The following is a 14350-nucleotide window of genomic DNA, read 5'->3' as shown; positions in this document are numbered from 1 at the left end:
TACTGAGGCGTGGCGAAAGCGAATGGGTCATCATGCGCCCACCGACCTTGCCAGCTGGTGGAGCGTTTCCCATGTCTTCCTCCCATCTGATCAAGATGACGCGCGCCCAACTCACTGCGATGGTCGTCGGCGGGATGATTGGTGCGGGCATCTTCTCCCTCCCACGTACATTTGCAGGTGCAACCGGCCCACTGGGTGCGTTGGTGGCTTGGCTGATCGCCGGTCTGGGCATGTACACGCTGGCACGCGTCTTCCAGCTGCTGGCCGAACGCAAGCCCAACCTGGATGCCGGTGTGTTCGCTTATGCCAAGGAGGGGTTTGGTGACTATCCAGGCTTCCTCTCCGCATTTGGTTACTGGATCGGCAGTTGCATCGGCAATGTCTCCTACTGGGTGCTGATCAAGTCCACGCTCGGCGCGTTCTTTCCAGTGTTCGGCAATGGCAACACCGTGGTGGCGATCCTGGTCGCGTCGATCGGAATCTGGCTGTTCCACTTCATGATCCTGCGCGGCGTGCAGCAGGCAGCGGCCATCAACAAGATCGTGACCATCGCCAAGGTCGTTCCGATCCTCGTGTTCCTGGCGATCATGGTATTCGCGTTCCGCACGGATATGTTTACCCTCAATTTCTACGGTGGGGACCTGGAAGGCGGCATTTTTTCCCAGGTGCGCGCCACCATGCTGGTGACCGTATTCGTGTTCCTCGGCATCGAGGGTGCCAGCGTCTATTCGCGCTACGCCAAGGATCGACGCGACGTTGGTTCGGCGACTATCACCGGTTTCCTGGTGGTTACCACGCTGATGGTGCTGGTGACATTGCTGCCGTATGCGGTGGTGCCCCGCGCAGATATCGCCGCGATGCGCCAGCCCTCGATGGCCGCGCTGTTGGAAGCGGTGGTTGGACAGTGGGGCGCGATCTTCGTCAGCGTCGGCTTGCTGGTTTCTGTACTGGGCGCCTACCTGACCTGGTCGCTGATCTGCGCCGAGGTGCTGTCGGCCGCGGCGCGCACCCGCGACATGCCCAAGGTGTTTGCCCGGGAGAACGGCAATGGTGTGCCCTCGGCCGCTTTGTGGGCCACCAACATCATCGTCCAGCTGATTGTGATCAGCACCTATTGGTCGCGCGATGCCTTCAGCCTCATGCTGAACCTGACCAGCGCGATGTCCCTGATTCCCTTCTTCCTGGTGGCCGCCTATGGCCTGCAACTGACTCGGAAGGGTGAGGCCTACGATGTCTGGCCACAGGACAGGGGCAGGGATCTATTCCTGTGCATGGCTGCCACCATCTACACGATCTTCCTGCTATGGGCTGGTGGCATCGAGTACATCGTGCTCTCGGCCGTGCTCTACGCCCCGGGCAGCCTGCTGTATCTGTGGGCGCGCCACGAGCAGGGGCGGAAGTTCATCGCAAGGCCTTCCGACGCCGTGATTCTGGCGCTGGCCATCATCGCAGCCTTGGTCGGCGTGTACTGGATCGCCACGGGGTATATCGAGATATGAGGTTACGGGAAGGGGAGTGAGCGATCGTCCCATTGGAGGTCCGGCGGCTGCCCCGCCTTGAGTCAACCGTTCCGGTGGTCGGCTCGGGCGTGTTTGACCTGCCTGCGGCCTTTTTGCATCACTGCTGCTGTCGGGCTTTCATCTGTTAATCCTGCGCGGCATCAAGGAAGCCGCGATGCGCGCAGGCCTGCATCAAGGCCGACGATACTTGAGTGCCTGCACGAAGCTGGTGATTTCGAGCTAGGTATTTCTACTGCTTTTTACCTAAAACAAGCCTTCATTCGTGTAGAGGCGACTAGGATGCAACCACCCCTTATCGTTGATGCGGAGTCTTCCATGTCCAGCGCACCGGTGTATGGCGTCCACTCTGAAGTTGGCATTCTCAGGAAGGTGATGGTGTGTTCTCCGGGCCTGGCACATATGCGGCTGACGCCACGCAACAAGGACAGCCTGCTGTTCGATGATGTGATCTGGGTGGACAACGCCAAGCGTGATCATTTCGATTTCATGTCGAAGATGCGCGACCGCGGTGTAGACGTAGTGGAAATGCACAACCTGTTGGCCGAGACCCTGGAGATCGATGACGCCCGCAATTGGATACTCGACCACCAGGTCAACGCCAACGAGGTGGGCTTGGAGTTCATGGCCGAGGTGCGCGCCTACCTGCAGGAGTTGCCGGCGCGCAGGCTGGCCGAAACGCTGATCGGCGGGCTGAGCGTGCTGGACCTGCCCGAGGACTTTGCGGGCCCAACCCTGCAGACGATGCGCGCGCTGCCCGAGTTGGTGGGCTATCTGCTGCCGCCGCTGCCCAACACCCTATACACACGCGACACCACATGCTGGATCTACCAGGGTGTGACCCTGAATCCGCTGTACTGGCCCGCACGTCGCGAAGAAACCATCTTGACGACGGCGATCTACAAGTTCCACCCGGATTTCGCCAAGGCGGATTTTCCCATCTGGTTCGGCGACCCTACCGTTGACCATGGCAATGCGACCCTGGAAGGGGGAGACGTACTCATCGCCGGTAATGGCATTGTGCTGGTCGGAATGAGCGAGCGTACCTCGCGCACGGCCATCACCCAACTGGCGCGGTCGCTGTTCCGCAGTGGCGCAGCCAAACGCATCATCGTGGCGGTGATGCCCAAGCTGCGCTCGGCCATGCACCTGGATACGGTATTCACGTTCGCCGACCGTGACGTGGTGACGGTGTTCCCCAGCATCGTCGATCAGATACATCCGGTGTCGCTGTATCCCAGCGACAAGGAGCCCGGCTTCGAGGTGGTGTTCGAGAAGCGCCACTTCAATGACGTTGTGGCTGAGGCGCTCGGCTTCCAGAAGCTGCGCATCGTCGAGTCAGGTGGTGACCGCTATGCAGCTGAGCGGTCACAGTGGGACAGCGGCAACAACCTTGTGGCGATCTCGCCCGGTGTGGTGGTGGCCTATGATCGCAGCACCGCCACGAATACAGGCCTGCGCAAGGAAGGCATCGAGGTGATCAGCATCGTCGGCGCGGAGCTTGGCCGTGGACGTGGCGGCGGGCACTGCATGACCTGTCCGTTGATTCGCGATCCGGTGTAGTCCTGGGCCGGCCAGGGCGCTCCGCGACTGGCCCCTGTGCGCGGGGCGATATGGAGGTCACGGTGATGCATAGCCTGCGATGTGTGGTTTCGCCGATGCTGGCCGCGCCATTGCCGGTTGCGTGCGATCGCAGCACCACCGTCTCTGGAGTTGCGGCCCGACATCCGCATGGCCGAGCAGCCACTGCGCGCTGCCGATGCCGATATCGGTGCCAGGCACGCGCTGCTGTTCCGTGCATCGCCCAGGCCACGCTGGTGGTGTGTGCGCAAGATCGCCATGGCGTCGGACCCAGGCCGTGCCTCGACATGCCCGATCTCGAGCGCAGCCACTTCATTGTCGAACAGCGCCTGCTGCAACTGGGTGCTGATGCGCTGCAGGATGCCGTGAACCTGTATGTCGCCTTGGGGAGGGCAGGCTCGAAAGCGTTCCACGCAGATTGATTGCCCTTCTTCCACCTGAGGCATGCTGCCATGCACACGCTTGTTCGCGTCATCTGCTTTGCATCCTCGCTGGCACCCGCCTGTGCGCTGGCGCAGAGCCGCGATGCCGACCAGGATGCCGAGCTGAAACAACTGCGCGAGACGGTTGAGGTTCTGACCGCGCGCATCCATGCACTGGAAGCCAAGCAGGCACCAACGCCAACGGCGGAGGCATCGCCTGCGCTGACGATGCCGCCGGCGCTGAAACTGGCCATTTCGCCCTTGCCGGCCCGTGAGTCGTTTGACGAGGACGATCAAGCCACGGCCCGCGCCGACAATGATATGCCGACGGGATCAGACCTCGAAGGATTCTTCCCGATCCCCGGTACCGCTACGTGGATCCGGTTGGACGGCTACGCCAAGCTGGATGCGATGTGGGACAGTGGCGATGCCGGGGACGACGATCAGTTCATTGCCTCGGACATCCCGATTGATGGCGGTCGTGGCAAAAGCCGCTTCAACATGCATGCGCGACAGACCCGCTTTACCTTTGAAGCGCGCCGCGACACCGACCGAGGTCAGTTGCGCATGCTGCTGCAGAACGACTTCTTCGGCTCCGGTGGTAGCTACGGATATCGCCTGCGCCACGCCTGGGGCCAACTCGGGAATACGTATGTTGGCTTCGGGTGGTCGGCATTCATGGATCTGGATTCGGGCCCGGACCTGATCGACTTCGCTGGCCCGGGTGCATCGCCGTCTGCCCGAGTGGCCAGCATCCGCCAGTACTTCCCGCTGGGGAGGGGTAACCAGCTCCTGCTGGCCGCCGAGCATCATTCCCCCGAGTTGCAGCTGCCCGGGGCTACCCAGCAGCCCCGCAACGCCGCGCCCAGCCTTGTCGCTGCCGCACGCCACGAGGCCGACTGGGGCCATCTGCAACTGTCAGGTGTGATGCGCTACCTGGCCTACGACTCCGCCCGCGGCAGTGTCGAGGGGAGTGGTGGTGCCTATGCCGGCGGCCTGGCCCTGAGCGGATCGTGGAATGCCGACAGCGGCGACTACTTCGTGTTCGGCGTCGTCGGCGGGCAGGGCATCGCCTCCTATCTCGGTGATCTGGGCGGTTTGAACCTGGACGGCGTGGTGGATGCGCGCGGTGACCTGCAGACGCTGCAGCAATACGGTGGCTGGTGGGGCTACAACCATCAATGGTCCGCCCGCTGGCGCTCAACCCTGACCTATAGCCAGTTGCGTCTGCAGCGCGACAACCTGCTTGCCGCGAGCATCTTCCGCCGTAGTGACTATGCGGCGGTGAACCTGATCTGGCAGCCAGCACCGAGTTGGAGCTGGGGCGCGGAACTGCTGTACGGAAAGCTGGAGCAACAGGATGGTGCCAGCGCCGATGTGTTCCGCGTGCAGACTGCGCTGAAATACGACTTCATACGGTGATCGACCATGCATCCAGTTCTTCGCCCTGCTCTCCTGCGTCTCACCCTGCTGGCCACGGCAACATGTGCCTCGCCCCTGGCGACCGCCCAGAACGCTACCCTCGGCTCGCTGCTGGATGAGCCACAAAGCGCGGGATTGGGTGGCCTGGTGCGGGTCGAGACCTCGCCTTACAAGGGCGGCGATCAGAGCGTGGACCTGCTGCCGCTGTATCTGTACGAAGGGGATCGCTTCTTCCTGCGTTCCAACAGTGCGGGTATCAAACTGACCCAGCGCGAGGACCGGGGGCTGGAGTTGTTCGTGGAGCGCAGGCTGGAGGGCTATCCGGAGGACGAGACGCCGCCGATCCTGGATGGCATGCGCCCGCGGAACAGCGAGGCCGATCTTGGCATGCGTCTGTATTGGAAGCACGACGCACATTCGCTGGACCTGACGGTACGGCAGGATATCTCCAACACCTCCAAGGGCAGCGAAGTCCGCTCTGCCTATGGCTACATCTGGCGCGGTGAGGCTTGGGCGCTGCAGCCGGTGCTGAGCCTGCAATGGCGCAGCGCCAAACTCAATGACTACTACTTCGACGTGGAGCAGGACGAGGCGGACATCCCGAGGCCTGCCTATGCGGCCGGTTCCGGGTTGGACGTCACCGCCGGGTTATACGGTCGCAGGCGCGTGCTGCAGAACTGGAGCGTGCTCGGTGGTGCTTACCTGACCAGGCATTCCAGCGCTATCCGCAACAGCCCATTGGCCAAGGACGATGGGCAGTGGGGCACCATGCTGGGCGCGTCCTACGATTTCGGCAATGGTGATGTCGCCTGGCACAAGCCGCAGACCCCGACCTGGGTGAAGGTATTCTACGGTCGCGATTCGGCGGACGGCTGCCACATGATCAAGATCATGACCTTCAGTTGCACCCGCCTCAATTCCGACGACCCTACCGACATCTGGGGCGTGCACATCGGCCGCCCCTTTGTCTCTCGCCTCAATGGCTGGCCGCTGGACCTGGTCGGCTATGTCGGCTTCCTGCGCCATGAGGAGCGTGGCATCCAGCCCGATGCCTGGCAGATTGATGCCTACATGAAGGCCTTCTACTACGGCTTCCCGTGGTCGCATCGCGTCGATACCCGCATCGGCTTCGGCTTCGGCCTGTCGTACGCCGAGCGCGTGCCACATACCGAAGTGGAGTCACAGGCGCGCCGCGAACGCAACACCTCAAAGCTGCTGAACTACCTGGACCCAAGCATCGATGTCAGTGTAGGCGATATCATCGGCAACCCGCGATTGCACGACCTCTACCTCGGCGTGGGGATCTCGCACCGTTCGGGCATCTTTGGTTCGGCGCGCATGCTCGGTACCGTCGACGGTGGTTCGAACTACATCTACGTCTACCTGGAAGGCGCTTTATGACCGTCAGATGTGCCGACCATACGGGTGTGATCACGCCGCTGTAGCAAAGCAATGCCGACATTGGCCGTTCACATCACCAGAAACGTTGGCCAAGCTCCAACGCGACACGATGCAGATGCACGTCTGGCCAACGCCACGCCGACCATCGGTATGAAGGCGGCTACCGGTACGAACAGGCCTGATACCAATGGCGCCCATCGCTTGCCGCCGGCATCGAAGTGCAGTGCCAGCCCGATCAGTGGGAGCACCTGCACTGCCAGAACTTCGACCAGGGTCGATGCGAAAGCTTGAAGCATGCCAAGCCGTTCAAGGTGCAATGCATGAACCTGCAGCAGTTCACGAAGCGTGTGAATGGGGTTTCGTCCGTGCTCTTCTGCGAGCCTGGCTGTCACGCGCTGGCGGCTCGCATTGACCCTTCAAGGGAAATGGTCATGCCAACAGCGCCGATGCTTCGCCGAGGAGTTTCATCAGCGATGAAGGGAGCGGCGATTTTCTGCGGTTTTCGCTTATCTGGTTTCTCAGTTGAAAAGCGGATGCTCATGGTGGTAATCAAAGCCCGTGCTTCAGGATCAATCCCATTCTTCTGCCCAGGAGCGATGCCGATAATCCTGTCACCGATGTTGTGTTGGATCCGCCGGGCCAAAGCCTTCAATGCAAGCAGGCGCACGTAGGGTGGCGTTTGAAAACACGGAACCAGTACGTCACGGGGCTGTTCCCTTGGCACGGATCGATGCAGCAGGAACGCGAACCTTGAGCTGGAGGTTGAGGCTTTGCGTGATACATGGATCGCCAGATGGTATTGGCCTGTGGGCAACATCAAGCGGGAACTGAATACAACAAGTTGGAACGTCTCCACTCCCTTGATTGGGACGTTCCGGCGAAAGGCCAGGGTCGGCGATTGACGCTGTCTTGCCCAGCCTCTCGCGATGAGACAGACCCTTGTCGGCAACGACCCCAGCAGTGGTGCTGGAGGCCGCATCACCGTGCGCGCGAGGCAGTGCATGACCAATACGCTGCGTCCTGACGCCAGACGCACAGTTGCTTCAAGGCGGTTGCATGGTCAATTCAAGTAGATGGAGGCAACAAATGAAGGCAGTGGGCTATGGCGGGATGCGGCAGACGGCAAGCGTCGGCCATTCCGATGTGCATGCCGTTGGCAGCGTACCTGTGATCGAGGCGATCATCGATTATCAGGGCAGCAGTACGGGAAATATCGGAAATGGTGGCTATACCGATGATGGCCGTCCGGAGATTACAGGCAAGGGCAACCCCGGTGATCTTGTCCATATCTACGATGGTTACGAACTGCTGGGACGTGTCCGGATTGAAGCAGATGGTATCTGGGCGTTCACGCCATCTTTCCCGCTGTCTGACGGCAGGCACAGCATCAGCATCCTGCACGAATACGAGGATGGTGATGTCAGCGATCTGTCCGAACCTTACCTGATCTTCGTCGACAAGGTTGCTCCCGAGGCGCCGTCCATCAGTGAGGTGTTGGATGATGTTGGCTCGCACACCGGCGCGATTGGCAATGGCGGCGGCACGGATGACACCCGGCCTACATTGTCGGGCAAGGGTGAGGCTGGCGCTACCGTCACCATCATCGACAACGGTCAGGTGATTGGTGAGGCATTGGTTGCCGACGATGGCAGCTGGGTATTCACACCCGATGTCGAGCTTGCCGATGGTCAGCATGAGTTCGAAGCTGTAATGACCGACCAGGCTGGCAATGCGTCCGACCTTTCGGAGAAGCACACCATCATGGTCAAGGCAGCTGTGCCCACGCAGATCGCCACCGTCGCCGCGATGGGCAAGGATTCGGGCGCGAGCAGCAGTGACTGGCTCACCAACGACGGCAGTGCGGGACGCCTGATGCAGGGTTCACTCAGCGCACAGCTGGCTGCCGATGAGCGCCTGCTGGTTTCCACCGATGGCGGCATGAGCTGGAGCGTGGCGTCGGTGAGTGGCCTCAGCTGGGTCGCGCAGGACAACAACAGCCACATCGGCGACTGGTCGATCCAGACCAAGGTTGTGAATGACGCGGGGCGCAGCGGTGAAGTGGAATCGCGAGATGTGTTTCTCGATACCCTGGCGCCGGATGCACCGACAAAGCTCAGCGTCGACGGTATTTACTTGACCGTGGCCTTCAAACCGGCAGGCGTGTCCGCTGGCGATATCGTTAGTGTGGTACTGGATGGACAGCGCTTCGAACACGCACTCACCATCAAGGAGGTGGCTGCGGGAAGCGTGCGGATCGCGCCTGGATTCTCTGTCGCCAATGGTGATGTCATGGCCGCCATCATCGACAAGGCGGGTAACAGCTCGAAGTACCGTGACATGGGCGACAACAAGCTCATCGACTTCAACAGTGCCGGCTACGTCAACCTCAACACGGGGCAAAGCACCACGTACAACGGGCTGCGGATCACCTCCGAGGTCGATCATGATGTATGGCAGACACCTGATGCAGTCACCGGGCTGACCAGCTACGACCCTGCGGTCTATACCGGCATGAAGATCGGCGTCACCGGGCGCACCCGCATCGATTTCACCGAAGGTCCGGTTTCCGAGCTCTCGTTCCTTGTGACCAACCTGCAGGCCGGTTACTTCGATCCCTCGGTGGTCAAGTTTTACACGGCCAGTGGCGCGTTGGTCGGGCAGTTGTCGCTGTCTGCGTATTGGCCAAACTCCTTGAATGCATCATTCAAGGCGCCTGCCGGGCAGGACTTCTCGTACATGGTGGTGAGCACCGGCTACAAGGTGCCGGGCTACACGGGTATTGGTTCGTGGGACTGGATTGGTCTGGATGATTTCCAGATACGCAGCGGTGCCAGTGAGCTCAATGTGCTCACCAACCAGTCGATCGATGGCAAGCTTGGCGCTTATCATGGTGGTGACGAGGACAACGTGTTCTCGCTGGCCAATGTCGCCAACCTGATGGCGGCCAGCAGTGGCGGGGTTTCCGGTGGCGCGGGTGTGGACACGATCAAGCTTACTGGCGCCAATCAGCAATTGGATCTTGCGACGTTGAAGGACAGGATCGATTCGATCGAGATTTTCGATATCACCGGCACCGGCAACAACAGCTTGGGCCTGTCGTTGCAGGATGTGCTTGCCAATGGCCAGGTTGACCTGTTCCACCAAGGTGCGAAGCAGACTGTGCAGATGATGGTGAAGGGAAACGCTGGCGACGTGGTCAGGCTGGATGATCTGCTTGGTGCCGGTGGCCCGGACCTCGGCGACTGGGCTTCAATGGGCAAGCAGTACATCGGTGGTGCTTCTTACGTTGTCTATCAGCACTCTGGTATGGATGCCGAGTTGTTGGTGCAGGATACGGTTCGTGTTGAACTGATCTGAGGCGTGCTGCGAGCTGTTGCCCTCGGCGAAGACGACCGGCAGGCTGTAATGAAACAGGAAAACGGCACCGCAAGGTGCCGTTTTCCGTGTATTCGATCAAGCGAAGGATTGTGCCCTTGCCAGCGCATCAACGCGCGGCAGCCACCATCAACGCCGAACTGTCCACACTCTTCACGCCCTTGATGGCCTTGGCAGCGGCAATGGCGCGGTCCGCTTCGACCTTGCTGGCGACGGTGCCGCTCAATGCCACCACGCCGTTGACAGTCTCCACCTTGATCTCCATGCCGGACACATCCTTGGTTGTCAGCAACTCGGCCTTCACCTTGGTGGTGATCCAGGTATCGGTGCCGGGCTGTTCGGACTCATGACCCTCGGCGGTTTGACCTGCGGCCTGCACGGTGAGGGCAGTGCCTGCGCAGCCAAGGGCGATCATGCCTGCGAACAGCAGTTGCTTCATCTTGCGGGTATCCATGTCGTGTCTCCGATCAGAGCAACGATGCTCCAACTGCAGCTTGCACCCCGGGCGATTAAGCGGATGCCTGTATCCGGTGATGAGCAGGTGCAGGAAACGCAAAGGTCGCGTAACGCAGGAGTCCTGCTGCGCATCGCGGATCAGGCGATCATCAGATCCCAGGGCAGGTTGGAGTCACGGAACTTGAAACGGTAGCCATCGAAATCGATCTGCTTGGCGATGTTGCCGTGCTCATCGACCATCGTGTGGAAGCAGACATCGCTAAGCCCCATGGTGGCGACGCGGCGGCCATCGCTGCTGCCCTTGGCGATATTCCTGGATTCGGTAGCCAGCAGGGTCACCAATCGACGTTGGCGACCGGGCCCTTCAAGGAAAAACTTGATCTTGTCCAATGGACTTCTCCGGTAGGTGATCCCCTGATCTGGCTGTACAGCTATAGCCGGGATCGTGAACAGGCAGCAATGCGTGAATACGCATAAACGGATAATGCTGCGCATTACGCGAACTGCATTGTGGCGTTGCTGTGTGCTGCGTCGCGTTGTGCCACGCAGCGTTAACAATCACCAAGGCACGACCGACAACGCGATGACGGCGGCGAGGACGGCGATGCCGATCAGTATGATGCTGCGCTGGCTGAGCCTCCTGCGCTTCATACATGCTCCATTGCATTGCAGGCAGTGATGCCGACTATTGCTATAGCACGGCCATGAGCAACGGCAGCGAAACAGGAGCCAACAGCTGCCTGTGGGAGCGGCGTAAGCCGCGAAGCTCGCGCTGCTTCCGTTGCAGCCGAATCCGGCATCACCAGATTGCTATGCGCGGTCGTCGTTCGGGCCCTGCAACACGATCGTCGTCCACAAGGCGTCTACGCCAACACCATCACTCAACAACCGGAAGCGTGATGTAGCTCGGATGCTCGCTGCTGTTCCAGATGCGCTGCGTGGCCTTTCGGTAGTCGCCGGGTTGGGCGAAGAAGATGTTGTCCACATAGCTTTGCGGATTGCGGTCGTAGAGCGGGAACAGGCTGGACTGCAACTGCACCATCAAGCGGTGCCCCGGTTGCAGGGTCTGGTTCACGTTGGGCAGATCGAAGCTGTAGGTCTGCGGTGCATCCGCCGTGATTGCTTTTGGCTGGCTGAAACTCTCACGGTAGCGGCCGCGGAAGATGGTCACCGCAAGCGGCAGCTGGTAGCCGGCCATCTTCGGGTTGTCGGGATACTGATCTGGATAGACATCGATCAGCTTGACCACCCAGTCGCTGTCGCTGCCGGACGTGGATGCGCTGAGCTGTACCTTCGGAATGCCGGCCAGTTTCATCGGCTTGTCCAGCACCGGGCCGGTATAGGTGAGAACGTCGGTGCGGCCATCGACGAAGCGCTGATCGCGCACCAGCCAAGTCGTCCAGACATCACGATCACCCATGTTGACCGGGCGCGGCACGAAGGGAACAGGCTTGGCCGGATCGGAAACGTACTCTGCATACTGCGCAGTGTTGGTGGCGCTGTTGAAGCCCAGGTGCGCATCGGTGTTGAGATAGAGTCTGCGTGCGTTGGCGGTGCAGCCTTGCGGGCAGCTCTGTGGCCACTTGCTGTAGGTATCCCAACGGTTGCTGCCGGCGTTGTATACCCACACTGGCGGCGTGTTGGCGACCGGCGCACCGTCCTTGAGGTATTGATCGAAGAACGGCTTGAGCACATCGCGTCGCCACTGCAGGGCGGTGTCGCCATTGAAGTCCAGTGCGCCCAGCGAGCTGCCGTTGTAATTGGCACCGCTGTGCCGCCACGGCCCGATCACCAGGAAGTTGCGCGTGTTGTCGTGGTCCTTGGGCTCCAGCGCAGCCCAAGCGGTATGCGCACCATAGATGTCTTCCTGATCCCACAGGCCTTGTTCCCACATGGTGGGAACACTGATCTCCGGTAGCCTGGCCAATAGCTTGTCCAGTGCCTGTTGCTGCCAGAAGGCGTCGTAGGCTGGATGCTCGCTGACCTTGTGCCAGGCTGGTATCTGTTCCAGCCCGAAGGTCTTGGCGAAGGCACCAACCGAGCCTGCCTGCAGGAAGCTGCTGTAGTCGTCGCCGGTCGGCATGGCGATTTTCGCGCCGGCACCGCGTGCAGTCATCTGCCCGCTGAAGTAGCCAAGGTTCACCTGCCGGTAGGCGCCGTGCTGGAACCAGTCATCGCCCATCCAGCCGTCGATCATCGGGCTTTCCGGCGCGGCGACTTTCAGTGCAGGGTGTGGATCAAGCAAGGCCATCACCACCGTGAAGCCTTCGTAGGAGGAACCGAGCATGCCGACCTTGCCGTTGGACTCGGGCAGATGCTTCACCAACCAGTCGATGCTGTCCCAGGCATCGGTGCTGTGATCGATCTTGCCTGGGTTGAGTGGACCACGTGGTGGCCGCGTCATCACGTAGTCGCCTTCCGAGCCGTACTTGCCGCGCACATCCTGGAACACGCGGATATAGCCGTCGTCGGCGAACACCGTGTCGCCCTGGGCGAGGGCATCGACCAGGCGCGTCGCGCCCGGTGTGCGATCAACCCGGCCGGCCGCGTTGTACGGCGTGCGCGTGAACAGGATCGGTGCGTTGTGCGCACCCTTGGGGATCATGATGACGGTATAGAGCTTGACCCCGTCGCGCATCGGGATCATCACCTCGCGCTTGTCGAAGTCGCGGGCTGGCAGCGGGGCGACGAATTTCTTGCCGGTGATGTCCGGCGTCATCGGCGCTACCTGCGCGCTGGCCGGCATCGTCATGCCCAGGCAGGTGATGGTAGCGATGGCTGCTGCCAGCGTCAGGGTCCGCATTGCGCCTACCTCAAGTGCCTGGGTGAACGCTGACGCTATGCCTGTGTAGTGCGGGTTACACATGGCAAAGGTCATGGGCTGCCCAACAGAGACAATATGCACTTGATCCTCAACTGCCTGACTCTGTCAGGTCAACAGGCCTCGGCGCCAACGGTGAGGTGCCGCAGGCAGGTTCGTTGTCGATCCCTTGACGGTCGCAGATCGAGCGGCGAGGTCGTGAACTGCATCAGCGCGTCTGGCGCCTGGCCACAAGATCATCAGCATGGCGATGACTGTTCTCCATCTCGTTGGCGCTGAGAATCTGCTGTAGATACCCATCCATGCCCTCCGCCGTACACAAGTCTGGCATGCAGGCGCGCAGTGTGAGAACGCTGATTGGAGCGCAGCCGCCGAAGATCCGGCAGCGGGCGATGAGGGTGCCAACTGTTCCTGCAGAAAGGCGCTGCTCTGGCTCCATTGCGGCTCCGTCAGCGGCCAACAGAGGTTCGGTTGCCGCGTGGGATGCCAGCAATACCCCTGCGTGCTCGAACATTGAAGCGTGCATTGTGGTTGCCATCAGTTCGTCCAGGATCATGAGGGCGCGCTCCTGGGCTTGGTGGGAGGATTGCTCATCACCAAGCACATCGCTTGCAAAGACCATGCGTCTGGCTTCCGAATCGCCGTTGTGGGCCAATGTCCTTACGCTGTCATCGAAAGGAGGTGAGTTTCTCATCGGTTGCGCGCGTGACCGGGCGCAGTGCGAAGAAGCATAGGCGTCAAGTATGTAGGCAGATTCCAATGTCCGCGTAGTCGGTGACCGGCTGCGCTTGGCGATTTCTTCAAAGGACGTGCTGTGATGTTGTTTTGTGTAACCGCATATATCTGCCAGATTCTCCTTTTCCATCACTCTGTCGATGTTGGCAATTGATACCTGCGAAGCTGAGTTGTCTGCCGGATCTGCGCTTGATTGCACTTGCTGCACCGTCCCGTCCTTGGGGGGGGAGCTGGGTGCGACGTTCAATCCATCCGATGCCGCTACCTCCGCTGGAGCAGCAGTCTGCATGTCCCCGACATGTTGGTGGTGGACGCCGAGCAAGATTGCCAGGCAGGCAAGGATGCAGGTAAGAAACACGGAGAAAAGGCACGCTCGCATAAGTGATCTTCTGCAGGTCATCAGGAGGACACATCAAAGAATCAGCTTGCGCTCATGCATGGGCTGGCAGGCATCAGTCCTTTGTCCGAGAAGAGGGGATTGGTTACCTGCCACAACTGCCAGTCTCCGTGACCGTAGCGGACCAGCCAGAGTGAACCCTTTGGCCTGATGCCGTTGAGCTTCTCGAGAGCAGCAAGCTTTCGCGTCATATCATCAGAGTTGGCGCATCATAGACGCTGAA

General features: G+C 60.6%; 12 protein-coding genes. 6 read left to right on the top strand and 6 right to left on the bottom strand.

Annotated elements, in window-relative coordinates; genetic code table 11:
• The first annotated feature begins 71 nt into the window (after positions 1–71).
• The 5 genes from AC13FW_RS13530 to AC13FW_RS13510 all read left to right on the top strand — a co-directional run bounded on the left by AC13FW_RS13530 (position 72) and on the right by AC13FW_RS13510 (position 6343).
• Positions 72–1499, top strand: coding sequence for a basic amino acid/polyamine antiporter (locus AC13FW_RS13530; protein WP_482989408.1), 1428 nt, complete (start codon positions 72–74; stop codon positions 1497–1499).
• Between the two features lie 336 nt (positions 1500–1835).
• Positions 1836–3080 (top strand): arginine deiminase, encoded by a 1245-nt coding sequence (gene arcA, locus AC13FW_RS13525; RefSeq protein ID WP_282269453.1) that lies wholly within the window; start codon positions 1836–1838, stop codon positions 3078–3080.
• A gap of 305 nt (positions 3081–3385) precedes the next feature.
• A complete protein-coding gene (locus tag AC13FW_RS13520) occupies positions 3386–3520 on the top strand; it encodes a hypothetical protein (protein ID WP_482989407.1) in 135 nt (44 codons plus the stop codon).
• Between the two features lie 30 nt (positions 3521–3550).
• Positions 3551–4942, top strand: a complete 1392-nt coding sequence (locus tag AC13FW_RS13515; protein ID WP_482989406.1) for a DcaP family trimeric outer membrane transporter — start codon at positions 3551–3553, stop codon at positions 4940–4942.
• 6 nt (positions 4943–4948) lie between these two features.
• A complete protein-coding gene (locus tag AC13FW_RS13510) occupies positions 4949–6343 on the top strand; it encodes a MipA/OmpV family protein (protein WP_482989405.1) in 1395 nt (464 codons plus the stop codon).
• Positions 6344–6411: 68 nt separating this feature from the next.
• On the opposite strand, the gene AC13FW_RS13505 is transcribed toward AC13FW_RS13510, so the two are convergent.
• Positions 6412–6639 carry a hypothetical protein gene (locus AC13FW_RS13505; protein WP_482989404.1) on the bottom strand — a complete coding sequence of 76 codons (228 nt, stop codon included), beginning with the start codon at positions 6637–6639 and terminating at the stop codon, positions 6412–6414.
• 92 nt (positions 6640–6731) lie between these two features.
• Positions 6732–7010 carry a hypothetical protein gene (locus AC13FW_RS13500; protein ID WP_482989403.1) on the bottom strand — a complete coding sequence of 93 codons (279 nt, stop codon included), beginning with the start codon at positions 7008–7010 and terminating at the stop codon, positions 6732–6734.
• Positions 7011–7429: 419 nt separating this feature from the next.
• Here AC13FW_RS13500 and AC13FW_RS13495 point away from each other — a divergent pair, with 419 nt between their 5' ends.
• The gene (locus AC13FW_RS13495) at positions 7430–9700 is read left to right on the top strand and encodes an Ig-like domain-containing protein (RefSeq protein WP_482989402.1); all 2271 of its coding nucleotides are present in this window, start codon (positions 7430–7432) and stop codon (positions 9698–9700) included.
• A 127-nt stretch (positions 9701–9827) separates the two neighbouring features.
• Here AC13FW_RS13495 and AC13FW_RS13490 read toward each other — a convergent pair whose 3' ends face one another.
• The 4 genes from AC13FW_RS13490 to AC13FW_RS13475 form a co-directional block, all read right to left on the bottom strand.
• On the bottom strand, positions 9828–10133 hold the full coding sequence (locus tag AC13FW_RS13490) for a BON domain-containing protein (RefSeq protein WP_482989418.1): 306 nt from the start codon (positions 10131–10133) through the stop codon (positions 9828–9830).
• Positions 10134–10312: 179 nt separating this feature from the next.
• Positions 10313–10564, bottom strand: a complete 252-nt coding sequence (locus AC13FW_RS13485; protein WP_296248526.1) for a hypothetical protein — start codon at positions 10562–10564, stop codon at positions 10313–10315.
• A 487-nt stretch (positions 10565–11051) separates the two neighbouring features.
• On the bottom strand, positions 11052–12977 hold the full coding sequence (locus AC13FW_RS13480) for a CocE/NonD family hydrolase (protein WP_482989401.1): 1926 nt from the start codon (positions 12975–12977) through the stop codon (positions 11052–11054).
• A gap of 226 nt (positions 12978–13203) precedes the next feature.
• Positions 13204–13938, bottom strand: coding sequence for a hypothetical protein (locus AC13FW_RS13475; protein ID WP_482989400.1), 735 nt, complete (start codon positions 13936–13938; stop codon positions 13204–13206).
• Between the last annotated feature and the right edge of the window lie 412 nt (positions 13939–14350).

Source organism: Stenotrophomonas sp. 21LCFQ19 (assembly GCF_056861425.1).
This window is presented reverse-complemented; position numbering and strand designations above follow the sequence as displayed.

Bases quoted from the DNA above. Each gene is read 5' to 3' on its own strand.
- AC13FW_RS13530 (WP_482989408.1), top strand. From the start codon at position 72: ATGTCTTCCTCCCATCTGATCAAGATGACGCGCGCCCAACTCACTGCG.
- arcA (WP_282269453.1), top strand. From the start codon at position 1,836: ATGTCCAGCGCACCGGTGTATGGCGTCCACTCTGAAGTTGGCATTCTC.
- AC13FW_RS13520 (WP_482989407.1), top strand. From the start codon at position 3,386: ATGCCCGATCTCGAGCGCAGCCACTTCATTGTCGAACAGCGCCTGCTG.
- AC13FW_RS13515 (WP_482989406.1), top strand. From the start codon at position 3,551: ATGCACACGCTTGTTCGCGTCATCTGCTTTGCATCCTCGCTGGCACCC.
- AC13FW_RS13510 (WP_482989405.1), top strand. From the start codon at position 4,949: ATGCATCCAGTTCTTCGCCCTGCTCTCCTGCGTCTCACCCTGCTGGCC.
- AC13FW_RS13505 (WP_482989404.1), bottom strand. From the start codon at position 6,639: ATGCTTCAAGCTTTCGCATCGACCCTGGTCGAAGTTCTGGCAGTGCAG.
- AC13FW_RS13495 (WP_482989402.1), top strand. From the start codon at position 7,430: ATGAAGGCAGTGGGCTATGGCGGGATGCGGCAGACGGCAAGCGTCGGC.
- AC13FW_RS13490 (WP_482989418.1), bottom strand. From the start codon at position 10,133: ATGATCGCCCTTGGCTGCGCAGGCACTGCCCTCACCGTGCAGGCCGCA.
- AC13FW_RS13480 (WP_482989401.1), bottom strand. From the start codon at position 12,977: ATGCGGACCCTGACGCTGGCAGCAGCCATCGCTACCATCACCTGCCTG.